A 22,457-nucleotide genomic window follows, 5' to 3' on the forward strand; every position below is an offset into this window, starting at 1 on the left:
TTCTTCATCATGAAAAACAACAACGGCAGCATCGTTCGCCCCGCGCTCGTGCTCTTCGCGCTGCTGAGCGCATTCACCGGCCTGCTCTACCCGGCGGCCGTCACCGGCGCCGCGCAGGCGCTGTTCCCCGCGCAGGCGGCGGGCAGCCTGGTGATGCGCGACGGCAAGCCCGTGGGCTCCGCGCTCATCGGCCAGAACTTCAGCGACCCGAAGCACTTCTGGGGCCGCCCGTCGGCCACCGCGCCGCAGCCCTACAACGCGTCCGCCTCGGGCGGCTCCAACCAAGGCCCGCTGAACCCCGCGCTGGCCGATGCGGTGAAGGCGCGCGTCGAGGCGCTGCGCGCGGCCGACCCGGGCAACACCGCGCCGGTGCCGGTGGACCTCGTCACGGCGTCGGCCAGCGGGCTCGACCCCGACATCAGCCCCGCCGCCGCCCACTACCAGGCCGCCCGCGTGGCGCGCGAACGCGGCGTGCCGATCGATCAGGTGAACGTGTTGATCGCGAAGAACACCCAGTCGCCGCTGTGGGGCTTGCTGGGCGAATCGCGCGTCAACGTGCTGGCGCTGAACCTGGCGCTCGATGCTTCTTCGACGGTGCGTTGAGGAGAAAGACAACCATGGCTTATGCCGCCTACCGTGAACATCCTGTCGCCGTCGTGCGAAGTCCGATCGCGCCGCGCACGACGCAGTTCCATGTGCTCGACGTCACCGTCTGCTGCGCCGACGCGCTGCGCGTGCGCCGCAGCATCGCTGCGTGCGCCGAGGCCGGCGTGGTGCGCTGCGAGCCGCTGCTGCATGCCTGCAGCTCGCAGGAAAGCGATGCGCCCTGCGTGCGCCTGATGATCCGTTTTCCGACCGCGCGCTATGCCGAAGTGCTGCACCGCCTCATCGAATGCGTGCCTTCGGGCGAGATCGGCCGGCTCATGAGCTGGCGCGATCACCTCGCGCGCTGCGGCCTGCGCCATGGTCACTGACCTGTTGCACGCGCTGCTGGCCATGGCGGCGCTGTTCGTGCCGCTGGGCTTCGCCTGGTGGGTGCTGTCGCGCACCGCGCGCCGGCATGAACGGCGGCGCAAGAACGGGCCGCCGATGCGCTAATCTGCACCCCCTCATGCCCGAGACCCGCCCCGACCCCGACGCCCTGCTCGCGCAACTGCGCAGCGACGAGGCGCGCGCGCTGCGCGGCAAGCTGCGCATCTATTTCGGTGCCAGCGCCGGCGTGGGCAAGACCTGGGCCATGCTCAGCGCCGCCCGGCGCGAGCGCGAGGCCGGGCGCGACGTGCTCATCGGCGTGGTCGAAACCCACGGCCGCAGCGAGACCGCCGCGCTGCTCGCGGGGCTCGACACGCTGCCGCTGCGCGAGCTGCCCTACCGCGGCCGCACGCTCGCCGAGTTCGACCTCGACGCCGCCCTGGCACGCAAGCCCGCCGTGCTGCTGGTCGACGAACTCGCCCACACCAACGCGCCCGGCTCGCGCCACGCCAAGCGCTGGCAGGACGTGCAGGAGCTGCTGGCCGCGGGCATCGAGGTGTGGTCGGCGCTCAACGTGCAGCACCTGGAAAGCCTCAACGGCACCGTCGGCGCCATCACCGGCGTGCGCGTGCACGAGACCGTGCCCGACACCGTGCTCGACGAGGCCGACGAGGTGGTGCTGGTCGACGTCACACCCGACGAACTCACGGCGCGGCTCGCGGCCGGCAAGGTCTACCTGCCGCAGCAGGCGGAGCGCGCCGCGCAGAATTTCTTCCGCAAGGGCAACCTGATCGCGCTGCGCGAGATCGCCCTGCGCCGCACCGCCGAGCACGTCGAGGACGACGTGCGCGGCTGGCGCGTCGAGCAGTCGGGCCCCGGCGGCAACGGGCAGGGCGGCGCCGCGCTGCAGGCCTGGAACACCTCGGGCGCGATCCTCGCCTGCGTCGGCCCGCACGAGGGCGCGGCGCAGACCGTGCGCACCGCCGCGCGGCTCGCGGGCCAGCTCAACGTGCGCTGGCATGCGGCGTACGTCGAGACGCCGCGGCTGCAGCGCCTCGATGCCGCACAGCGCGACCGCATCCTCGCCGTGCTCAAGCTGGCCGAGGAACTGGGCGCGGCCACGGCCGTGCTCACCGGCGCCGATGTGGCGGAGCAACTGTCCGAGCAGGCGCGGCGCCTGAACTGCGCGACGCTGGTCATCGGGCGCGCGGAGCCCGTGCGCGGCTGGCGGCGTTGGTGGGGCGCGTCGGCCGTGCCGCTGGCGCGCGCGCTGGCGCAGCGGGCGCCAGCGCTCGACATCCTCGAAGTGGGCCGCGCCGACAGCGCGCGCCGCCTGTCGCAGGCGACGCTGGTTGCCACGCAGGCCGACGACGACGATGAGCGCGCGCAGTCGCGCTGGCCCGGCTATGCCTGGGCCGCGGCCACCAGCATCGCGCTCACGCTGCTGTGCACGCCGCTCACGGGCGTGCTGGAGCTGTCCAACATCGTCATGCTGTTCCTGCTCGGCGTGGTGGGTGTGGCGATGCGTTTCGGGCGTGGGCCTTCGGCGCTCGCGGCCATGCTCAACGTGGCGGCCTTCGACTACTTCTTTGTCGCGCCGCGCCTGTCCTTCGCGGTCAGCGACGTGCAGTACCTGCTGACCTTCGCTGTGATGCTCGGCGTCGGCCTGCTGGTGGGCCAGCTCACGGCCGGGCTGCGCTTCGCGGCCGGCGTGTCGACCAGCCGCGAGCGCCGCGCGCGTTCGCTGTTCGAGCTCACGCGCGAACTCTCGGCCGCACTCGAAAGCACCCAGGTCGTCGCGCTCGGCACCGCCGCCGTGCAGGCCCATTTCGGCGGCCATGCGCGCGTGCTGGTCACCGACGCGGCCGACCAGCTCGTGCCCCCCGCCGACCCGCCGCCCGGCTTCGACGCGCAGGTGGCCGACTGGGCCTTCCGCCACGGCCAGCCCGCCGGGATGGCCACCGCCACGCTCGCCGCCCAGCCCTGGCACTACGTGCCGCTGCGCGCGCCCATGCGCGTGCGCGGCGTGCTCGCGCTGTGTCCGGCCCGCCCGCGCTGGCTGCTGATCCCCGAGCAGGCGCAGCAGCTGGACACGTTGGCGCGCCAGATCGCCATCGCGCTGGAGCGCGTGCACTACGTCGAGGTCGCGCAGCGCGCCGTGGTCGAGATGGAATCGGAGCGCCTGCGCAACGCGCTGCTCGGCGCCATCTCGCACGACGTGCGCACGCCGCTCACCGCGCTCATCGCGCTGGCCGAGTCGCTGCAGACCCTGCCGCCCGAAGAGCACGGCGAGGCCGCGCGCGCCATCGTCGCGCAGGCCCATGCGCTGCATGCGCTGGTCAGCAACCTGCTCGACATGGCGCGCCTCGAAAGCGGCGTGGCCGGCGGCGCGGTCAACCTGCGGCGCGACTGGCAGTCGGTCGAAGAGGTGGTGGGCGCCGCCATCCGCGCCGCGCGCCCCGCGCTGCGCGGCATGACCGTGCAGACCGCGTGGGACCCGGAACTGCCGCTGGTCGAGTTCGACGCCGTGCTCATCGAGCGCGTGCTCGTCAACCTGCTGGAGAACGCCGCCAAGTACGGCGCCGCGCCCATCGAGGTGGGCGCACGCGCCGAGCCCGGCACGCTGGTGCTCACGGTGCGCGACCATGGCCCCGGCCTGCCCGCAGCGCTGCACGGCCGCGAGCAGACCCTGTTCGACAAGTTCACGCGCGGCGAGGCCGAATCCGCCACGCCCGGCGTCGGCCTCGGCCTGGCCATCTGCCGCGCCGTGGTGAGCGCGCACGGCGGCGAGATCAGCGCGGCGAACGCGCGCGACGGCGGTGCAGAATTCACCGTCACCTTGCCGCGCCGCGAGCCACCCGAACCCGCTGAAGCCCAGCTCTGAAACCCGCCATGCCATCCCCCACCGCCATCGTGATCGAAGACGAGCCGCAGATCCGCCGCTTCGTGCGCGGCGCGCTCGAGGCCGAAGGCTGGCAGGTGCACGAGGCCGGCACCCTGCGCGATGGCCTCGCCGCCGCCGGCACGCGCCAACCCGATCTGCTCGTACTTGATCTGGGCCTGCCCGACGGCGACGGCGTGTCGCTGATCCGCGATGTGCGCGGCTGGTCGCAGGTGCCGATCATCGTGCTCTCGGCCCGCACCGACGAAGCCGACAAGATCGCCGCACTCGACGCCGGCGCCGACGACTACCTCACCAAGCCCTTCGGCACGGGTGAGTTGCTCGCCCGTGTGCGCGCCAACCTGCGCCGCCCACGCGCCGCGAGCGGCAACGGCGATGAGCCTGCCGCCGAGGCCGTGTTCCGCTTCGGCGAGATCGAACTGGACCGCGCCGCACGCATCGTGCGCCGCGCCGGCGCCGAGGTGCACCTCACGCCGACCGAGTACCGCCTGCTGTCGGTGCTGGTGGCCAACGCCGGCCGCGTGCTGACGCAGCGGCAGCTGCTGCGTGAGGTGTGGGGCCCGTCACACACGGACCAGAGCCACTACCTGCGCATCTACATGGGGCATCTGCGACAGAAGCTGGAGGCCGATCCGGCGCAGCCGAAGCATCTGTTGACGGAGACGGCGGTGGGGTACCGGCTGGTCGTCTAGGCATGGCCGGTGAGTGCCGGCCTCCCGTCAGCGCTTCAGGCCGAGCAGCTCGCGTGCAACCACCCAGCGGTGCACTTCGCTCGGACCTTCGTAGATCCGCATCAGGCGCGCTTCGTTGGCCATCTGATGCAGTGGCATTTCCTTGGTCATGCCCATGGCGCCGAACATCTGCATCGCGTGGTCGATCACTTTCCCCGCCATCTCCGTGGCGAACACCTTGACCATGGAGACCTGGCTGCGCGCCTCGTCGCCACGATCGATGCGCGCGGCTGCTTCGTAGGTCATGAGTCGACAGGCGTGAATGCGCGTGGCCGCGTCGGCAATCCACCATTGCACCGTCTGGCGTTCGGCGAGCGAGGCGCCGAAGGTGCTGCGCTGCGGTGCGTACTCGCACATCATGTCGAGCGCGCGTTGGGCGCGGCCGACGCACCATGCGGCCATCTGCAGGCGCCGGCTCGACAGGCGTGCCTGCATCGGCGCGAACCCCTGGCCTTCCTGGCCGAGCAGGCGTGCATGCGGTACGCGACAGTCTTCGAGCAGCACCTCGTAGGTCGAGACGCCGCCGATCATGGGGATGCGACGCTCGACGCGAAAGCCCGGGGTGTTGCGGTCGACGATGAACGCCGAGATGGCTGGGCGCCCCACCTTGGTCTTGTCCGTGACGGCCATGACGATGGTCCAGTCCGCGCGTGCGGCGCGGCTGATCCAGATCTTGCGGCCGTTGAGGACCCAGTCGTCGCCGTCGCGCACGGCGCGCGTCGACATCGCCGAAGGGTCGGCGCCCGCGCCGGGCTCCGAAATGGCGATGGCCGAAACCGTCTCTCCGCGTGCGTAAGGGGCCAGGTAGGCGGCGCGCTGCGCGTCGTTGGCGGCGGTCAGCAGCATCCGCAGGTTGGGCGAGTCGGGAGGCAGCTCGTAGGGCGTGATGGTCTTGCCGAATTCCTCGTTCACCCCGACCATCGCCACCACCGGCAGGTCGAGGCCCTCCATTTCGGCGGGCGCATCGAGGCCCCACAGGCCACGGGCCTTCGACACGGTGTCCAGCCGCGCGTGCTCGTCGGCCGAGAGCTCCCAGGGTTCACCGGCAGCCTCCCGTTTCAGCAGGGCCGGTTCCAGCGGCAGCAGGTCTTCGCGCACGAAGCTGGCGACAAGCTCCTTGAGCGTCTGGTGTTCGGGGTCGAGTTCGAAATTCATTCAGGTACTCCGTCGTTGTCTGTGCAAAGCTGATCGAGTGGTCGCTCAGCGACCGGTGAAGTGCGGCGTGCGGCGTTCGGCCATGGCCTTGATGCCTTCACGGAAGTCTTCGCTCAGGAATTGCACCTGTTGCTCGGCCAGCTCCCGTTGGTTGACCGCGCGCACGTCCTGCGCGCAGCCGGCGCGCAAGGTGGCGCGCGTGCTCTGGACCGCGAGCGGCGCCGACCCGGCGATCTCCTGGGCGAGCGCATGGGCGCGCGCCAGCACCTCGTCGGCCGTCACCAGCTCGTCGACCAGGCCGATGGCCAGCGCTTCGGTGCCGTCGATGCGGCGGCCCGTGTAGAACAGCATCGAGGCCCGCTGCATGCCGATCAGGCGAGGCAATGTGTGGCTCAGACCGAAGCCGGGGTGAAAGCCGAGCCGGTTGAAGTTGACGCTGAACCGCGCCTCGGCGCAGGCCACGCGAAAGTCGGCCACCAGCGCAAGCCCGACGCCCGCGCCCACCGCCGCGCCTTGCACTGCCGCGACCAACGGCTTTCGAGCCTCGAAGAGCCGCATGGCATGGGTGTAGAAGTCGGCGGGGTCGACGGCCTGGCCGCCCGAGGGAACGCCCGAGAAGTCGGCGCCGGCACAGAACGACTTGCCTTCGGCCGCGAGCACGATGGCGCGGCAGTCCGCATCGTCGTCGAGCGCGGCCAGGCGATCGGCCAGGTCGCGCATCGTGGCGGCATCGACAAAGTTGTGAGGGCCGCGCCGCAGGGTCAGCGTGACGACATGGGCGTCGCGGCTGTGGGAAATGGAGGGCGAATCGATCATTGGAGTTCGATCCTTGCGGCCGCCGCGATGCGCTTCCAGACGGCGATCTGTTCGCGCTGGAAGTCGCGCAGCTCGTCCTGGCCGCCTTTCATGGTGATCACGTTCTGCCTGGCGTAGAACTCTCGCGTCTCGGGCATGGCGAGGATCTTCACGAACATGTCCGACAGCTTGTCGACCACCGGCTTCGGCGTGTTGGCCGCCACGGCGACGCCCGTCCACGTGTCGGCGCTGAAGCCGCCGATGCCCTGTTCCTGCGCGGTGGGCACATCGGGCAGGCCGGCAAGGCGCTGGTCGGCCGCAATGGCGAGTGCGCGGATCTTGCCGCCGCGCAGCAACTCCATGGTGGCGGTGATGTCGGAAAAGCCCAGATCGGTCTGCCCGGAGAGGGTGGCGTTGACTGCATCGGGCGCGCCCTTGTAGGGCACGTTGAGCAGCTGGATGCCGGCCTTGTCGGCGAACAGTTCACCCATGAGCTGGTAGGCGGCCGACCCCGATGCATAGGTGCGCTGCCCGGGCTTGGCGCGCGCCGCATCGATCAGGTCCTTGAGTGTCTTGTAGGGCGAGTTGGCCGGCACGATGAGCACGATGGGAGAGCGCATGAGCGTCGAGACCGGGGCCAGGTCCTTCACCGGGTCGTACGGCAGTTGCTTGAACAGCGCCACGTTGGTGGCCAGCGTCGAGTTGCTGCCCATCAGCAGGGTGTAGCCGTCGGCAGGCGCGGAGGTCACGGCCTTCACGGCGATGAAGCCGTTGGCGCCCGCGCGGTTCTCGACAATCACCGGCTGTCCTGCCAGCTCGCCCAGCTTTCGCGCGAAGAAGCGTGCGCCGACGTCGGTGCCGGAGCCGGGCGGAAAAGGCACGACGAAATGGATCGGCTTGGACGGATAGGTCGCGGCGGCCTGTTGTGGCTGGGCCTGCGCGAACGGTGCCGCGGCGGATGCCAGCGCGGCCGTGAACGCCGCGGCGCGCAGCATCTTCGACAAAGGGTTCATGAACGTGTCTCCTGTGGTGGAGGTCGGATTCTATGAAGTTACTTGTTGATCGACAAGCAAGTTGATAAGATGACCTTCACCACATCAGCAGAGAACCTTCATGGAAAAACGGCCCCCCACGACACCAGCGGCGAGCGGACCGCTCAAGGGCGTTCGCGTGCTCGACCTGACCTCGGTCGTGCTCGGACCCGTTGCCACGCAGATCCTGGGCGACTATGGCGCCGATGTCATCAAGGTCGAGCCGATCGAAGGCGATCTGATGCGCGCCAACGGGGTGTCGCGCCACGCCGGCATGAGTTCGATCTTCCTGGCCATCAATCGCAACAAGCGCTCCCTGGCGGTCGACCTCAAGAGCGCCGAAGGCCGGCAGATCCTGCTCGAACTCGCGGCGGACGCCGATGTCTTCGTGCACAACATGCGCGTTCCGGCCATTGAACGCCTGGGCCTGGGCTACGACGCGCTGCGTGCGGTACGTCCCGACATCGTCTACTGCGCGGCCACCGGCTTCGGCCAGGACGGCCCGGACCATGCCAAGCCGGCGTTCGACGACATCATTCAGGCCGCCAGCGGTGTCGCGGGGCTGATGTGGCAGTCCACGGGAACGGCCGACTACGTGCCCACGCTGATGGCCGACAAGACCACCGGCATCGTGGTCGTCAATGCGGTGCTCGCGGCACTGTTCCATCGCGAGCGCACCGGAAACGGCCAGTACGTCGAAGTGCCCATGCTCGAGACGATGGTCGAGTTCACCATGGTGGAGCACATGGGCGGGCTCGCCTTCGATCCGCCGACCGCACCCGCGGGCTATGGGCGCGTGGTGAGCGGCGGGCGCAAGCCGGCACCGACGTCGGACGGCTACATCGCCATGCTGCCGTACAGCCCGCAGCAGTGGCTCGCGCTGTTCCGCCGCGTGGGACGGGAAGACCTGGCGGGTGCCTACGACCTGTCGGACCGGCACAAGCTCAACGCGAGCGTTCGCGAGCTCTATCGCGAGCTCCACAGCCTGACACCGACGCGCAGCACCGCCGAGTGGGTCGCGATCTGCGAAGAGCTCGACATTCCCGCCACGCAGATCTGGCGCATCGACGACCTGCCCGAGCACCCGCACCTGAAAGCAGTCGGCATGTTCCAGCCGATGGACCATCCCTCGGAAGGCGCCCTGCAGACCACGCGGCCGGCCACGCTGTTCGGCGCCACGCCGGCGCAGATCCGCAGCGGTGCGCCGCTGCTCGGGCAGCACTCGAACGAGATCCTCGGGGAGCTTGGCTATGCCGGCGACCGGATCGACCGGTTGCTCAGCGCCGGCGTGGTGAAGGATGCCGCATCGCGTCGTTAGACTTCGGGCCCATGAGGACCGCCGCCAAATCGCCGAACACCACGCTCCCTCGCCGAACGCAGATGGAGCGCCGCGCAGCCGCTGAGGCACGCCTGCTGGAAGCGGCCCGCGAGATCGTGTCGCGCAAGGGGTGGGTCGGGATGACGCTCGCCGAAGTGGGCGAGGCGGCCGGCTACAGCCGGGGCCTGGCGGCGCATCATTTCGGAAGCAAGCCTGCGCTGCTGCGTGCGCTGGCTGCCTACATCAACCAGAACTTCATGCACGAGCTCGAGCGCAGCCCACCGGCCGACGAGGGCATGGCATCGTTGCTTTCCTTCGTGGACGTGTACCTGGGACGCGCCGATGGCGGATGGACCAACACCCGCGCCTTGCTGGTGCTGATGGCCGAGGCCACCACCGACGATTCCGAAACCGGCGAAAGCCTGGGGCGCTACAACCAGAGCGTGATCGACTTCCTGGCGTTGCACTTCCGGGCCGCCATCGCTGCAGGCGAAATGCGAAAGGGCGTCGATCCCGCCACAGCTGCTGTCATCGTGCTGGGGGCGCTGCGTGGCGTGATGCTGCAGGCGCTGCTGAAAGAATCGACGGTCGATTTGCGCGCGGTGCAAAAAGAGCTGTCGACGATGATTGTTCAAAGCTTCGCGCAAGACCCCGACGCATGGCAGGGGCCCCGCAGCCGCAATTCGCGGCCGAGGTGAGGGGCCGCGCCGGCTGAATCGAGTCGAACGCCGGGTTGCGGGCCGGGCCGATGGTCTTGCGCCCAGGCAGGTGTCAGCCCGCCAGCCCCTTGTTCGGATTCAGCAGGAATTTCTCCCCGGTAGCCTGCTTCCCATACACCCCGATCGCATCCAGCTGCAGCGCCTCGACCAGCGACACCTCCCGCGTGTAGTGGCTGGCAAACGTCGTCTTCAGTTCCGCGATCACGCGCGAACGCAGCCGCTGCGTGCCTTCATCGCCCAGCTTCTGCAGGAACGGGAACAGCAGCCAGCCGCCCATGCCCCAGGCCATGCCGAAGTTGCGCACGAACTCGGTCGGGCTGCGGTCCAGGCCGCCGTAGATGTAGACCTGCTTGTGCGTGGTCGAGCCGTAGCGGCTGTATTCCTTGGCGGTGCGGTTCAGCGCCGCCTCCATGCAGCCGAGGATCTGGCCGGCCAGCTTGCCGCCGCCCGTGGCGTCGAAGGCCAGCGTGGCGCCGGTGGCGACCAGCGCGTCGGTCAGCTGCTCGAGGAAGTCCGGCGAGCTGGCATTGCAGACGTACTTCGCGCCGATGCCGCGCAGCAGCGCTTCCTGCTCGGGCTTGCGCACGATGTTGACGAGGTCGATGCCGTCCTTCTGGCAGATCTTGTTGAGCATCTGGCCCAGGTTGGACGCGGCTGCGGTGTGCACCAGCGCCTTGTGGCCTTCGCGCTTCATGGTCTCGACCATGCCCAGCGAGGTCAGCGGGTTCACGAAGCACGACGCGCCCTCGGCCGGCGTGGTGCCCGCCGGGAGCTCGAGGCACATCGCCACGGGCACCGCGCGGTACTGCGAGTACATCGCGCCGCCGATGGCCGCCACGGTCTTGCCCAGCAGCGCCTGCGCGGCCGGCGACGAACCGGCCTTGACCACCACGCCCGCACCCTCGTTGCCCACGGGCATCGACTGGTCGAGCCGCGCCGCCATCGACGCGCGCGCGCGTTCGGGCACCGTGGCCGTGACGACGGGGCGATCGGCCGTGCCGGAGGCCACGGCGGTGCTCATGTCGGCGGCGCCGAAGAGCAGGCCCAGGTCCGACGGGTTCATCGGCGAGGCCTCGACGCGGATCACCACCTCGTGGGCCTGCGGTTCGGGCATCGGGTCGTCGTGCAGGGAGAGTTCGAGTTCGCCGTTGGAACGGACGAGGGAGCGCAGTTGGAGTGCCATGGGAAAGCCCCTGTGAAAGGTCGTTCGGAGATGGCCATCGGCCACGGGGCGGCCAGTATAGGAGCGGGTGCGCGCGCCTGCTGGCGCCTTCAAGACACCATGGGGATCACCGGGGCATGGGCCAGCGCGTGGCTCATCCGCAGCGGGTCGAGCCGCTCGATGTAGCGCGGGATGTTGCGCCACAGCGTGTGGTACCCATAGCCGCCGCGCAGCATCTCCTGGCGCGCGCTGTCCTTGTCCCAGTCCTGCACGGCCATGCGGTAGACGGCCGCCACCACGCCCGTGCGGTCGGCGCCGTGCATGCAGTGGATGAGCACCGCCCCGTGCTTTTCGGCCTCGCGCATCGCGACCAGCGCGCGCAGCACCTTGGCGTCGTCGATGGCCCAGGTGTTGATCGGCACGCGCACCAGCAGGATGCCGCTGCCGGCAAACACCTTCCGGTCGTCGTTGAAGGAACGCAGGCTCACGACAGTGCGGATGCCCAGCGACTGCAGCGCCGCCACGTTGGCGCGCCGCGGCTGCGCGCTGCGGTACAGCGTGGGCGTGATGCGGTGCAGGTTCTCGACCTGCAGGGTGTCGAGCGGATCGGCCCAGTGGTCGGGGCGCAGGTCGGCGGTGTCTTGCTTCATCGTGCGCGGCGCGGCCAGTGGCGACGCACCAGGATCAGCAGCGCCACCGCGAGCCCGCCCCAGTAGTCGACCGGCGCGCCCCACAGCCAGTGCTTGTGCCAGAAGGCCTTCACGGGGTTGAAGTTCTCGAAGCCGAAGGCCGGGTTGATGAGAAACCACAGGAAGTCTTCGCAGACCCAAAACACGATCAGCCCCGCGAGCGCCAGCCCCCAGTCGCGCAGCGTCCAGCGCCCCTGGAAGGCCAGCGGCGAGAAGAACACGAGCATCATGAAGGTGAACACCCAGGCGTGGTACCCCGTCATCGCGCGGCCGCCCCAGAACAGGTCGAGCCAGATGTTGTTCTCGATGCGCCAGGTGGGCAGCGAGGTCGCCCAGCCGGCGCCGCCTTCGATCTGGATCTCGGCGTTGGCGAAGAAGAACGCCATCGTCACGACCCACACGAGGTAGACCAGCGTGCGGCCGATGGGGGGCCGTGGCTCCACGGCTGCGCCGCTCATGCGCCGAGGCCCAGCACGCGCTGCAGCACCGCGCGCGCGGCCTGCGGCTTGCCCAGGGCGCGGCTGCGCGCGGCCATGGCCGCGAGCTTGGCGGGGTCGGCCATGAGGCGCGCGACCTTGTAGTCCAGGCCGATGGCGTCGTAGGCCAGCCAGGCGGCGCTTTCTTCCATGAGGAAGCCGGCGTTGTGCTCTTCCTGCCCCGGAATCGGCGAGATCAGCAGCATCGGCTTGCCCAGCGCCAGGCACTCCGACACCGTGAGGCCGCCAGGCTTGGTCACGACCAGGTCGGCCGCGGCCATCATCTTGTGCATCTCGTTCGTGAAGCCGACGGCCACCACGCGGCCCGGATGGCGCTGCGACAGCGCTTCGAGCCGCGCGTGGGCTTCGGCGTTGCGGCCGGCCACGGCGATGACCTGGAACGGCGTGTCGCCGCCGAGCGCCAGCACGCGCTCGACCATGCTCGGCAGGTCGCCCACGCCGGCACCGCCCGAGGCCATCAGCAGCACCGGGCGCGCAGGGTCCAGGCCCAGCGCACTCGCGCAGGCCGCGTGCGCCAGTTCGGGCGCATCGGGCTTGGAAAAAGCCGGCATCACCGGAATGCCCGTGACATGCACGCGCTCGGGCGGAATGCCGCGCGCGCGCAGCCGGAAGGCGACTTCTTCCGTCGCCGCGAGGTAGCCCGTCATGCCCGGCACCAGCCACATGTTGTGCAGGTCGTAGTCGGTGATCTGCAGCCACACGGGGCACTCGATGCGGCCCCGGTTGCGCTCGCGCATCAACAGCTCGGCCGGCAGGAAGTGGGTGCAGATCACGGCGTCGGGCTTGGCGCGGCGGATCTCGCGCACCAGCGCGCCGGTGCTCAGGCGCTCGATGCCGCGGCGCAGCCGCTGCGAGGGCGCGTGGTGCGGCGTGACGTCGGTGCGCTGGTGCAGGTACGACCACAGCTCGGGCGCGCGGTTCACCAGCTGCAGGTACCAGTCGGTGTACACCTTGCGAAAGCCCGCCGGCACATGGGCCATCGCGTCGACATGCACCGCGGTATGCGGCGCGAACGACTGGGCGAGGGTGGCTTCGAGCGCCTGGGCGGCGCGCACATGGCCGTTGCCGGCGCTCACACTGAGGATCAGGAGTTTGGTCATGGATTCGGCGGTCTGGTCGCCGGATTATGGACATGCCATGTGGCACGGCCGATGCACACGCGCCGTGCTGGAAGGATCACCGCCTCAGAGCGGCGCCCGCGACGTGACGAGCTGATTCACGCCGGCGGCCGCCCGCTCGCGAATCGCCTCGAAGGTGGTGTTCGCGACGATGCGTCCGTTCTCGAACACCGTTTGCAGCAGATCGACCTGGCCGCTCGCCAGTGCTTCTTCGCGCAGCGTCTGCACTTCGCCGCGCGCATTGCGCACCAGCGCGAGCCGCCCCTTCTTCGAGGCCTTGTTCACATCGCCCACCGGCGACTTGTAGACATCGCGCCACTCGCCGTTCACCTGCATCGCCGAGCACTTCATCGCCCATTGCATGGTGTCGCGGTTGACCTGCTGCAGCAGGCCGCCGCCCATGCCGAAGGAGATGTTCTCGGTCGAGAAGCCGTTGTGGAAGAAGTTCGAGAGGCACAGCCGCAGCGAGTCGAGGTTCACGCCGTCGCCCTGGATGATGCGCACGTTGTTCAGCACGCGGAACCCCTTGGCATTCGTCGTGGTGCCGAAGCGTTCGGCCAGGATCTGCGCCACCTTGAGCGTGGTTTCGGCCGGGTCGCCCGAGTCGGGCCGCACCACCAGCGTCGCGCCCGAGGCCACCACCTTGGCCTTGAGCTCGTCGCCCCAGATGCGTGCGCAGGCATTGAAGATGTCGTAGCTGTCGCTCACCACCGCGAAGGTCGTGCCGGGCTTGGCGAACTGGTCGACCATGTTGCTGTACGCGTCGGATTCGTGGTCGCGACCCCAGCCCGTGATGGTGCTGTGCTCGGCCGCGGGAATCGAGAAGCCCGCCACGTCGCAGTCGTAGTAACGACGCGCCGCCACCAAGGCGGCCAGCGTGTCGGTGCCCATGAAGTTGACCAGGTGGGCCATGCCGCCGAGCGCCGCCGACTCCAGGCTCGACACGCCGCGCGCGCCGAAGTCGTGCAGCCTGAACGCGATCTGGCCTTGCGGGTCGTCGCAGGTCGCTTCGAGGTAGCGCAGCAGCGTGGTGCGTGCGGCGGCCGAGAGCGTGGCCACCGTGGTCGGGTACCAGATGGCACGCAGCAATTCGGTTTCGAGAAAGCTCGTGACCCAGAAGAATTCGGGGTCGGTGTTCTCGATGGTCGCGAGCACGTTGTGCACCGGCAGCACGCTGCCCTCGGGGACCGCGCGGATGCGCACGGGCATCAGTCCGTCGTGCTTCTCGATCAGCCGCAGCCACCCTTCGCGGTTGAAGGGTTCGCCGTGCACGGCCATCATCGCAGCGGCCTCCTCGACGTCGCTGCGCGTCACCGGCGTCTGCAGGTACTCGCGCAGGTACGCCTGCAGGCCGAAGAACAGCGAATGGCTGAAGAGCCCGCCGCGCGATTCGATGTAGCTGTGGACCGTCTGCGTGCCGGGCGGGTACTGCATCCAGTGCGACACCTTGTAGGAGTCGGTGCGCAGCAGCAGGTTGTTGCCCAGGGGCGAGGAGGTGAGGTTGCGGTTCATGTGAAAGCTCCTTTCACGTGGGCCCCGTCAACCGGAGCCCGTTCTTGCTGACAAAGCCTGGTCGTTCAGTTCTTGCCCAGGCCACCCAAAAAATGGTTTGCGATGAAGTAGTGGTCTTCGTAGATGCGGTCCGGCATCCCGAGGAACTCGGCAATCGGCACCCACCGCACGGCGGCCGCGTCGTCGTCGGCACGCACATCCGACAGGCCCGTCCACTGGTTGTGGGCCAGCTCGAAGAAGAAGCCGTGCGTGATCGTGCGGCCGCGCTGCGAGCGGTCGGGCGCATCGAACACGTGGCTGGCCTTCATGCTGCCGTTGAGCACGGGCACGGGCACCTTGAGGCGGGTTTCTTCCTTCAGCTCGCGGATGGCTGCGTCCTGCAGCCGCTCGTGCTGGCCGACGAAGCCGCCGGGCAGGGCCCACGTGCCCTTGCCGGGATGAAACTTGCGCTGCACCAGGAGGATGTGGCCGGCCTCGACCACGATGGCATCGACCGTGGTGTAGATCGGCGGAAAGTCGCTGCCCGCATAGCGGTACTTGTCGCGGTAGTCGACGAGGAAGGCGCGCTCGTCGCAGAGCTCGGCATAGTCGGCGGTGCCGGTGAACTTGTCGAGGAAGGCGGCGGTGCCGTCGGGCAGGTCGGCGCGTGCGAGCTGGCCTCGGTTCTCGGGGTCGAAATAGAGGTTGCGCACGTCGGTGGCGTTGAGGCTTTCCACGCTGTGCTGGCCCACGAACTCCCAGTGCGGGAAGAGCTTGAGGTAGTAGCTGGAGCTGTCCTTCAGGTGCCCCACCAGCGCGACCTTGGCCTGCGCCGCGGGCACATGGCCATCCTGCTGGATCAGCCGCTCGACGGCAGACTGGATCGACGCGATCCAGATCTGGTCGTTGTAGGGCGAGTCGCCGACGCCGACGACGCTCACGCGCATCTGCTCGGTGCCGCGCAGGCACGCGCGCACCATGCGTTCGCGTTCATCGAAGGTGAAGGGGTCCTTGACGCTGCGGGGCTTGCGGTCGGAGCCGACCACCACGATGACCCGATCGGCGGCGCGAAGGCCTTCTTCGATGAGTCGCTGGTGACCGAAATGAACGGGCTGGAAACGCCCGATGACGATGGCGTACTGAAACTTGCGTGTGTTTGGCATGCTCACTTGGGAATCCCCCAAAAAGGGCGCAATCAACTTGCGCCTGGATTCAGGATAGCACCGGTGCGACGCATCGATCAAGCGTTCCTTGCCGCACGTGGCGGGCGGCCGATGGCAAACGGCCAGATACTCGCAGGGCGCATTTGCTAGGATTTGCCCCCCCATGACCGAGCCCTCCACCTCTCCCCACGCGCCCGTGCGCCTCAACAAACGCATGGCCGAACTCGGCCTGTGCTCGCGCCGCGAGGCGGACGACTGGATCGCGCAGGGCTGGGTGCGCGTCAACGGCAAGCCCGCCGAGATGGGCGTGAAGGTCACGCCCAACGACCGCATCGAGGTCGACAAGGCCGCCAAGGGGCAGCAGGCGAACCAGGTCACGATCCTCATCAACAAGCCCATCGGCTACGTGAGCGGGCAGGCCGAAGACGGCCACGAGCCGGCGGTCACGCTGTTCACGCCGCAGAACCGCTGGTCGGAAGACAACGCGCGCTTCTTCTTCGGCCCGCAGCAGCTGCGCGGCCTGGCGCCGTGCGGGCGGCTGGACATCGACTCCACCGGCCTGCTCGTGATGACACAAGACGGCCGCATCGCGCGCCAGCTCATCGGCGAAGACTCGACGATGGACAAGGAATACCTCGTGCGCGTGGCCTACCACGGCCTGGACCAGCCCGCGCCCACCGGCCAGCTGGTGCGCCTGGACGACGACGACCCGGTCACCACCAACGTGCAGGCGGTGTTTCCGCCCGCCATGTTGGCCCGGCTGCGACACGGTCTGAGCCTGGACGGCCAGGCGCTCAAGCCGGCGCGCGTCGAGTGGCAGAACCCCGAGCAGCTGCGCTTCGTGCTCACCGAAGGCAAGAAGCGCCAGATCCGCCGCATGTGCGAGCTGGTCGGCCTCAAGGTGGTGGGCCTGAAGCGCGTGCGCATCGGCAAGGTGATGCTGGGCAACCTGCCGGTGGGGCAGTGGCGCTACCTGGCGCCGCACGAGAAATTCTGACGACCTGCCCATGGCCGCGGTGCTGAGCCGGCGCGCGCTGAATCGGGCCACGCTCGCGCGGCAGATGCTGCTGGCGCGGCGCAAGGCGAGCGTCGCGCAGGCCATCGAAAAGCTGGCCGGGCTGCAGGCGCAGGCGCCCAACCCGCCCTACGTCGGCCTGTGGAGTCGGCTCGAAGGCTTTCACCGCGCGCAGCTGACCGACGCGCTGAAGAACCGCCGCATCGTGCGCATGTCGACGCTGCGTGCGACCCTTCACTTGATGACCGCATCGGACGCGTGGGCCTGGCGGCCGTTGCTTGAACCCGTGCACCAACGCGGCCTGTCGGGTCTGCATGCGCGGGCCCTTGAAGGCGTCGACCGCGCGGCCGTGGTGAAGGCGGGCCGTGCACTGCTCGGCGACGGGCCGCTCACAGGCACCGCCCTCGGCCAGGCGCTCGCGGCGCGCTGGAAAGACCACGCGCCGGCCTCGCTCGCCGCACTCATCCGCAACAACGTGCCGCTGGTCCACCTGCCGCCCGCGGGCAGCTGGAACTCGCACCAGAACGCGCTGCTGCAGCCGCTCGGTGATTGGCTCGGCGATGCCACTGCCGGCATCGCCGCTGCCACGCAGGACGACCTGCTCCTGCGCTACCTCGCCGCCTTCGGCCCCGCGACGCTGGCCGATGCCGGCGCGTGGTCGGGCCTCTCCGGCTGGAAGGCCGTGGCCGATCGATTGAGGCCGCAGCTGCGCGTGTTCACCGGCGAGGAGGGCCAGGAGCTCTTCGACCTGCCGCGCGCGCCGCGCCCCGACCCCGATACGCCCGCGCCGCCGCGTCTGGTCGCCGAATGGGACAACCTGCTGCTCTCGCACGCCGACCGCCGCCGCGTGCTCGACGAGGCGCACCGCGCCCGCGTGTTCACCATCAACGGCATCGTGCGCGGCACGGTGCTGCTCGACGGCTTCGTGGCGGGCACCTGGAAGATCGAGCGCGCGACGCGCACGGCCACCGTGGTGCTGGAGCTCTTCGTGCGCTGGTCGGCGGCCGACCGGCGCGGCGTGGAAGAAGAGGCGCTGCGCCTGCTGGCCTTTGCCGCGGACGCAGAGGACGAGCGGCACGCCGTCCGCGTCCTGCGGCCCTAAGCCCCGCCTAAGTCTTCGCGCCTACGCTGCGCCGAGGCGCAGGGCCCCTGACGATCATCCCGGTCGCGTGCTACCTTGCGCGCAAAGGAGTCGCCGCGATGCGCGTGCTGCTGGTGGAAGACGACGAAATGATCGGGCGCAGCCTGAAGCAGGCGCTCGAGGGCGCGGGCTGGTCGGCCGACTGGGTGCGCGACGGCGAGCTGGCGCACAGCGCGCTCGGCGACGGCGGCTACACCTGCGTGCTGCTCGACCTGGGCCTGCCCCGCCAGGACGGCACCGAGGTGCTGCGCCGCGCGCGCGAACGCGGCGACGCCACGCCCGTGCTGGTGCTCACCGCGCGCGACGGCCTGGACGACCGCATCCACAGCCTGGACCTCGGCGCCGACGACTACCTGCTCAAGCCCTTCGAGTTCCGCGAGCTGCTCGCGCGCATGCGCGCCGTGGTGCGCCGCCGCGACGGCGCCGCGCATTCGCTGATCGGCACCGCCGCGCTGCAGCTGGACCTCACGACGCGCGAAGTGGCCGTGAACGGCGTGCGCGAGGCGCTCACCGCGCGCGAGTTCGCGCTGCTGCATGCGCTGCTGGAGCGGCCCGGCGCCATCCTCTCGCGCGAGCAGCTCGAGAACCGCATCTACGGCTGGGGCGACGAGGTGACCAGCAACGCCATCGACGTGCTGATCCACGGCATGCGCCGCAAGCTCGGCGCCGACGCGATCCGCAACGTGCGCGGGCTGGGCTGGCGAGTGGCTGCATGACCGATGCGGCCCGCCGCTGGTGGCGACCGCGTTCGCTGCGCACCCAGCTGCTGCTGTGGCTGGTCACGCTGCATGTGGTGGCGGCGGTGCTCACGGCATGGTTCTCTTTCCTGGCCTACGGCAACCTCGTGCACAACGCACTCGACGACCAGATGCGGCTGGTGGCCGAGTCGTACGCGGGCAACGATCCGCCCAAGACCCCGCGCGCGATGGACGGCGAGGCGGCCTTCTCGCGCGGCGCCTTCGTGGTGCAGATCTGGAGCGCCGACGGCGCCACCTTGCGCGCGAGCTCGTGGCCCGCGCTGTCGGTGCCGCTGCAACCGGGCAGCGGCTTCAGCGACGTGCACGCCGAAGGGCCCGCGCATTCGCGCTGGCGCGTGTTCACGGCCGAGCCCGCGCCGCATGCCGACGCGCCGCGCGTGCAGGTGCTGCAGAACGAGGACTACCGCCATCGCCGCGCGCTGCGCCGCGCCCTGCTCGAAGGCCTGCCGATCGCGCTGTTGCTGCCGGCGGCGTTGCTGGTGCTGTGGCTCATCGTGTCGGCTGCCTCGCGCTCGCTGCGCGGCGTGGCGCGCGACGTGGCCTCGCAGGACGAGCGCCGCCCCACCGAGCTGTCGCTGGCGCGCGTGCCCGACGAGATCACGCCGCTGGTGGGCGCCTTCAACCACCTGCTGTCGCGCGTGCGCAGCGCCTTCGCCACGCAGCGGCGCTTCGTGCAGGACGCGGCGCACGAGCTGCGCACGCCGATGGCCGCCATCGGCCTGCAGATCGAGAACCTGCGCGCGCACGTGCCGGCCGGCGAAGCCACCGAGCGCTTCAACCAGCTGGAGGCCGGCGTGACACGCGCGCAGCACCTGATCGAGCAGCTGCTGCAGCTGTCGCGGCAGGACGCGCCGCCGTCGGATGCGCCGGGCGAGCGGGTCGACATCGAGGCGCTGCTGCGCGAAAGCCTGGGCCAGCGCATGGTGCTGGCCGATGCGCGGCGCATCGACGTGGGCTTCGAAGGTCTGACCGGTGCGGTGGTGACCGCGCCTTCGTCCGAACTGCGCAGCGTGTTCGACAACCTGATCGACAACGCGCTGCGCTATGCGCCCGAAGGCGGCGTGGTCGATGTGCGGCTGCACCGCGTCGACGGGCAGGCGGTGGTCGATGTGCTCGACAACGGGCCGGGCATTCCGCCGGCCGAACTGGAGCGCGTGTTCGACCGCTTCTTTCGCGTGCCGGGCGCGGCGGCGGGCGGCAGCGGGCTGGGCCTGGCGATCGCGCGCACGGCGGCCGAGCGGCATGGCCTGCGCATCGAATTGCGCAACCGCGACGACGGACCGGGGCTGAGGGCGCGGGTGCTGCTGCCGACGTAGTCATCGCGCGGTGCTCACTCCCGGCTCATTCTTCGCTCACGCTGGCCTCAGTCAGGCTGCCTAGAGTGGCTGCAGGTCCTGCTGCGCGCGGTCCGCGCGACGGCACCGGACCGGAGACAACCTGCCCTCAGGAGAACACACCATGCGCACTTCGTTCCAGCTTCTTGCCGTTGCTTCCTTCGCCGCGTTCGCGGCCCTGGGCACGGTCAACGCCTCCGCCGAAACCACCGACGGTTCGGACTTCCATCCGCTGCAGATGAATTCGCCGGAGAACCCGGAGGTGCAGGCCGGCGCGATGGCGGCGGCACGTCCGAGCGGCACGGAGCCCATCGGGCAGTCGACGTCGGCGCCGGCGATGAATTCGATGACGCCGGTGTCCGACATCCAGGCCGGCGCCTATGCGGCGTCGCACCCGACGGGCACAGAGCCCATCGGGCAATCGACTTCACTGCCGATGGTGAAGTCGGGCAGCGGAAGCTGAGCCTCTAGCTTCCGCTGCAGGAAGCTCAGTCGTCGTTGCTGCTGAGCAGTGCGCGGTAGATCACCGCGCCGATGATCGCGCCCACGATCGGGGCGACCCAGAACAGCCACAGCTCCGACACCGCATACGACGGGCCGAACAGGGCCGGGCCGGTGCTGCGCGCCGGGTTCACCGAGGTGTTGGTCACGGGGATCGACACCAGGTGGATCAGCGTCAGGCACAGGCCGATGGCCATGCCCGCGAAGCCGGCGGCCGCGCGCTTGGCGGTGGCACCCAGGATCACGATCAGGAACACGGCGGTCATCACCACTTCGCTGATGAGCGCGGCCGTCATGCCGTACTTGCCGGGCGAGTGCTCGCCGTAGCCGTTGGTGGCAAAGCCGCCGATGTCCGCGCCCGGCTTGCCGGTGGCGATCAGGTACAGCACGCCGGCTGCGGCGATGGCGCCCAGCACCTGCGACACGATGTAGCCCGGCAGCTGCCCGGCCTTGAAGCGGCCCGCGGCGGCGAGGCCGATCGACACGGCCGGATTGAAGTGGCCGCCCGAGATCGGACCGAGCGCATAGGCGCCGGTGACCACCGTCAAACCGAAGGCCAGCGAGACGCCGAGCAGGCCGATGCCGACGCCCGGAAAGGCCGCGGCCAGAACTGCGCTTCCGCAGCCTCCGAGCGTGAGCCAGAAAGTACCAATGAATTCTGCAGACCACTTTTTGTAGGTACTGTGTTCCATAACGCTCCATCCTGAAGTTGAGAAAGCACGCACGGCGGGAGCCGAACGCGGGCCGCATTCTAGGAACGGGAATTGGAGGCGTCGAGCAAACCGGCGCGCTTAGCGGCAACTGTTCACGAATGCTGTGGATTTGTGCCCTGCAGCATTTGCAAATGGTCGGGCGAAGGCGGGGCTGCGTCACATCGTCGTCATGCCATCGTCACGACGACCTTGCCGAACGCGCCGCGTTCCAGGTGGTCGAGCGCGGCGGGCAGCGCGTCGAAGCCGTAGCGCGCGGCGATCACCGGCTTGAGCGCGTTCGCATCGACCGCGCGCACCAGCTCTTCGAGCGCACGCCGGTGGCCGACGCCGATGCCCTGCACCGTCACGCGGCCGAGCACCATCGCGTAGAACGACGCGCTCAGCGTGTCGCCGCCGAGCATGCCGATGATCGACACGCGCCCGCCCTGCTTCACGGCCTGCAGCGAGCGGTCGAGGTCGGGGCCGCTGGAGAGTTCGAGCACATGGTCGGCGCCGCGCCCGTGCGTGAGCCGGCGCACTTCGGCGGGCCAGTCGCTGTCGCGCGCGAGCACGTGCGTGGCGCCGAGCGCGCGTGCCGCGGCCTGCTTGTCGGCGCTGCCCGTCACCACGATGGCCTGCGCGCCGTGCAGCCGCGCAAGCTGCAGGCCGAACAGCGCGACACCGCCGGTGCCGTGGACCAGCACCGTCTCGCCCGCGCGCAGGGCGCCGGTTTCCACCAGCGCGAACCACGCCGTGAGGCCGGCGCAGGGCAGCGTGCTCGCCTCCTCGAGGCTCAGCGTGGCGGGCGCGGCCACGGCCCAGTTCGCGTCGATGCACACGTGCGAGGCCAGCATGCCCGGGCCGGGGCCGCCGAGCAGCGTGGTGTCGGCGTGCCAGTGGCTGTCGGTCCAGCCGCCCCAGAAGGTGTTGATCACGCGGTCGCCCACGGCAAAGCGACGCACGCCGGGGCCCACGGCCACCACGGTGCCCGCCATGTCCGAGCCGGGCGTGAAGGGCAGCGCGAGCGCCATGCCCATGCCGTCGCGCACCATGAGCAGGTCGCGGTAGTTGAGCGCCACCGCGCCCACGCGCACGAGGATCTGGCCCGGGCCTGGCGAGGGCATCGGCGCTTCGGCCTGTGCGAGGTGGGCGCGGCCCAGTCGGGGAAGCTGCCAGCGGCGCAGCACGTCGGGTTCTTGCATCGGAAAAGGCTCCATCGGAAAAGATCGGCCTCGATGCTATTGACGATGAAAACGATCCGGTGGTGGATAAT

The 22,457-nt window shown here is 69.8% G+C and carries 23 protein-coding genes; 12 read left to right on the plus strand and 11 right to left on the minus strand.

The genetic code is table 11. From position 1 onward, the window contains the following. The first annotated feature begins 9 nt into the window (after window positions 1–9). Genes kdpC through kdpE form a run of 5 tightly spaced genes read left to right on the plus strand, consistent with a single transcriptional unit; the run spans window position 10 to window position 4,566 of the window. A complete protein-coding gene (kdpC, locus tag AC07XP_RS15050) occupies window positions 10–603 on the plus strand; it encodes a potassium-transporting ATPase subunit KdpC (protein WP_495265133.1) in 594 nt (197 codons plus the stop codon). Between the two features lie 14 nt (window positions 604–617). Then, window positions 618–974, plus strand: a complete 357-nt coding sequence (locus AC07XP_RS15055) for a hypothetical protein (RefSeq protein WP_062473825.1) — start codon at window positions 618–620, stop codon at window positions 972–974. After that, a complete protein-coding gene (locus tag AC07XP_RS15060; RefSeq protein WP_276307467.1) occupies window positions 964–1,098 on the plus strand; it encodes a hypothetical protein in 135 nt (44 codons plus the stop codon). The genes AC07XP_RS15055 and AC07XP_RS15060 overlap by 11 nt, the downstream gene beginning before the upstream one ends. 13 nt (window positions 1,099–1,111) lie before the next feature. Continuing rightward, the gene (locus AC07XP_RS15065) at window positions 1,112–3,856 is read left to right on the plus strand and encodes a DUF4118 domain-containing protein (protein WP_495265134.1); all 2,745 of its coding nucleotides are present in this window, start codon (window positions 1,112–1,114) and stop codon (window positions 3,854–3,856) included. An 8-nt stretch (window positions 3,857–3,864) separates the two neighbouring features. Next, complete coding sequence (gene kdpE, locus AC07XP_RS15070) at window positions 3,865–4,566, plus strand: two-component system response regulator KdpE (RefSeq protein ID WP_119553599.1); 702 nt, start codon at window positions 3,865–3,867, stop codon at window positions 4,564–4,566. 27 nt (window positions 4,567–4,593) lie between these two features. On the opposite strand, the gene AC07XP_RS15075 is transcribed toward kdpE, so the two are convergent. The 3 genes from AC07XP_RS15075 to AC07XP_RS15085 are packed head-to-tail and all read right to left on the minus strand — an operon-like array spanning window position 4,594 to window position 7,568. Continuing rightward, on the minus strand, window positions 4,594–5,760 hold the full coding sequence (locus AC07XP_RS15075) for an acyl-CoA dehydrogenase family protein (RefSeq protein ID WP_095950305.1): 1,167 nt from the start codon (window positions 5,758–5,760) through the stop codon (window positions 4,594–4,596). A 45-nt stretch (window positions 5,761–5,805) separates the two neighbouring features. Continuing rightward, a complete protein-coding gene (locus tag AC07XP_RS15080; RefSeq protein ID WP_495265135.1) occupies window positions 5,806–6,576 on the minus strand; it encodes an enoyl-CoA hydratase/isomerase family protein in 771 nt (256 codons plus the stop codon). Then, window positions 6,573–7,568, minus strand: coding sequence for a Bug family tripartite tricarboxylate transporter substrate binding protein (locus AC07XP_RS15085; protein WP_307637611.1), 996 nt, complete (start codon window positions 7,566–7,568; stop codon window positions 6,573–6,575). The genes AC07XP_RS15080 and AC07XP_RS15085 overlap by 4 nt, the downstream gene beginning before the upstream one ends. Before the next feature lie 100 nt (window positions 7,569–7,668). Between AC07XP_RS15085 and AC07XP_RS15090 the strand changes: the two genes are divergently transcribed. Next, complete coding sequence (locus AC07XP_RS15090; RefSeq protein ID WP_493195233.1) at window positions 7,669–8,904, plus strand: CaiB/BaiF CoA transferase family protein; 1,236 nt, start codon at window positions 7,669–7,671, stop codon at window positions 8,902–8,904. Between the two features lie 11 nt (window positions 8,905–8,915). Continuing rightward, window positions 8,916–9,602, plus strand: coding sequence for a TetR/AcrR family transcriptional regulator (locus tag AC07XP_RS15095; RefSeq protein ID WP_070063030.1), 687 nt, complete (start codon window positions 8,916–8,918; stop codon window positions 9,600–9,602). Window positions 9,603–9,675: 73 nt separating this feature from the next. Here the strand turns inward: AC07XP_RS15095 and AC07XP_RS15100 are convergent, their stop codons facing one another. The 6 genes from AC07XP_RS15100 to AC07XP_RS15125 all read right to left on the minus strand — a co-directional run bounded on the left by AC07XP_RS15100 (window position 9,676) and on the right by AC07XP_RS15125 (window position 15,743). Further along, window positions 9,676–10,806: a zinc-binding dehydrogenase gene (locus tag AC07XP_RS15100; protein WP_159279551.1), complete on the minus strand. Its 1,131-nt coding sequence runs from the start codon at window positions 10,804–10,806 to the stop codon at window positions 9,676–9,678. Window positions 10,807–10,895: 89 nt separating this feature from the next. Then, entirely contained in the window at window positions 10,896–11,435 is a 540-nt protein-coding gene (locus AC07XP_RS15105) for a tyrosine-protein phosphatase (protein ID WP_495265136.1), read from the minus strand. Further along, entirely contained in the window at window positions 11,432–11,932 is a 501-nt protein-coding gene (locus AC07XP_RS15110; protein WP_495265137.1) for a hypothetical protein, read from the minus strand. The genes AC07XP_RS15105 and AC07XP_RS15110 overlap by 4 nt, the downstream gene beginning before the upstream one ends. After that, a complete protein-coding gene (locus tag AC07XP_RS15115) occupies window positions 11,929–13,071 on the minus strand; it encodes an MGDG synthase family glycosyltransferase (RefSeq protein WP_495265138.1) in 1,143 nt (380 codons plus the stop codon). The genes AC07XP_RS15110 and AC07XP_RS15115 overlap by 4 nt, the downstream gene beginning before the upstream one ends. A gap of 84 nt (window positions 13,072–13,155) precedes the next feature. Further along, the gene (locus AC07XP_RS15120; RefSeq protein WP_139700490.1) at window positions 13,156–14,601 is read right to left on the minus strand and encodes a nicotinate phosphoribosyltransferase; all 1,446 of its coding nucleotides are present in this window, start codon (window positions 14,599–14,601) and stop codon (window positions 13,156–13,158) included. A 65-nt stretch (window positions 14,602–14,666) separates the two neighbouring features. Beyond that, window positions 14,667–15,743 carry a bifunctional nicotinamide-nucleotide adenylyltransferase/Nudix hydroxylase gene (locus tag AC07XP_RS15125; RefSeq protein ID WP_070063035.1) on the minus strand — a complete coding sequence of 359 codons (1,077 nt, stop codon included), beginning with the start codon at window positions 15,741–15,743 and terminating at the stop codon, window positions 14,667–14,669. A gap of 163 nt (window positions 15,744–15,906) precedes the next feature. On the opposite strand from AC07XP_RS15125, the gene AC07XP_RS15130 reads away from it, so the two are divergent. The 5 genes from AC07XP_RS15130 (at window position 15,907) to AC07XP_RS15150 (ending at window position 20,454) form a co-directional block, all read left to right on the plus strand. Next, on the plus strand, window positions 15,907–16,740 hold the full coding sequence (locus AC07XP_RS15130; protein WP_062480682.1) for a pseudouridine synthase: 834 nt from the start codon (window positions 15,907–15,909) through the stop codon (window positions 16,738–16,740). Window positions 16,741–16,750: 10 nt separating this feature from the next. Beyond that, entirely contained in the window at window positions 16,751–17,860 is a 1,110-nt protein-coding gene (locus AC07XP_RS15135; RefSeq protein ID WP_495265139.1) for a winged helix DNA-binding domain-containing protein, read from the plus strand. 98 nt (window positions 17,861–17,958) lie between these two features. Further along, entirely contained in the window at window positions 17,959–18,615 is a 657-nt protein-coding gene (locus tag AC07XP_RS15140) for a response regulator (RefSeq protein WP_062480678.1), read from the plus strand. Beyond that, window positions 18,612–19,973: a sensor histidine kinase gene (locus tag AC07XP_RS15145; protein ID WP_495265140.1), complete on the plus strand. Its 1,362-nt coding sequence runs from the start codon at window positions 18,612–18,614 to the stop codon at window positions 19,971–19,973. The genes AC07XP_RS15140 and AC07XP_RS15145 overlap by 4 nt, the downstream gene beginning before the upstream one ends. 142 nt (window positions 19,974–20,115) lie before the next feature. Beyond that, window positions 20,116–20,454: a hypothetical protein gene (locus AC07XP_RS15150; RefSeq protein WP_495265141.1), complete on the plus strand. Its 339-nt coding sequence runs from the start codon at window positions 20,116–20,118 to the stop codon at window positions 20,452–20,454. A gap of 25 nt (window positions 20,455–20,479) precedes the next feature. Here the strand turns inward: AC07XP_RS15150 and aqpZ are convergent, their stop codons facing one another. Continuing rightward, entirely contained in the window at window positions 20,480–21,184 is a 705-nt protein-coding gene (gene aqpZ, locus AC07XP_RS15155; RefSeq protein WP_095747097.1) for an aquaporin Z, read from the minus strand. Between the two features lie 188 nt (window positions 21,185–21,372). Further along, the gene (locus AC07XP_RS15160; RefSeq protein WP_495265142.1) at window positions 21,373–22,386 is read right to left on the minus strand and encodes a zinc-dependent alcohol dehydrogenase family protein; all 1,014 of its coding nucleotides are present in this window, start codon (window positions 22,384–22,386) and stop codon (window positions 21,373–21,375) included. Window positions 22,387–22,457: the final 71 nt, after the last annotated feature.

Source organism: Variovorax sp. GW531-E2 (assembly GCF_059423125.1).